1 protein-coding gene is annotated in these 665 nt (G+C 69.8%); it reads right to left on the bottom strand.

Annotation, left to right across the window (positions count from 1 at the left end):
- Positions 1 to 665, bottom strand: a 665-nt coding sequence (locus CXQ97_RS20930; RefSeq protein ID WP_146069742.1) for an FAD-dependent oxidoreductase, incomplete at both ends; no start/stop codon positions are given.

Genomic DNA, 665 nt, shown 5'->3' on the forward strand with positions numbered 1-665 from the left:
TCACCAGGCCGGCAATGCCGTGCTGCGCCGGGCCGTCGATGCAAAAGTCCGCGGCCGCCTCGGCGGGCCCGCTGATCTTCGGGCGGATGCCGGTGTAGGCCGGTTGCAGCGAATCGTCCGGCAGCCCCGGCCAATAGCGGCGGATCGCCGCGTAGAAGCCATTGGCCCGTTCCGGCTCCATGCAGTAGTCCAGGTCCTCGAGCCACTGCACATCCGGGCCGAAACGCGCCTGGCCCGCCAGGTCCAGGGTCAGGTGCACGCCAAGCCCGCCGGGTTCCGGAAGCGGATAGACCAGATGGCGAAACGGTGTGCGCCCGGCCAGGCTGAAATAACTGCCCTTGGCGAAGTACTGCCGCGGCCGCGCCACCGGGTCCAACCCCACGGTGTTCGCGGCGAGGATGGGCGCGCCATGCCCGGCACAGTTCACCACGGTGCGGGCCAGCAGCTGCAGCGGATCGGCGCCGCCAATCCAAACATGCAGCCCGTCGTCACTGGCGGCGATAGCCGTTACCGGCGCGTTCAGCGCCAGCACCGCGCCGTGGCGCTCGGCATCGCCCAGCAGTGCCAGCATCAGCGCGTGGCTGTCGATGATGCCGGTGCTTGGCGAAAGCAGCCCAGCCACCGCATGTAGCTGCGGCTCCAGCGCCAGCACCTCGTGGCCATCC

The organism is Arthrobacter sp. B0490, assembly GCF_002929355.1.
GTDB lineage: Bacteria > Actinomycetota > Actinomycetes > Actinomycetales > Micrococcaceae > Arthrobacter_D.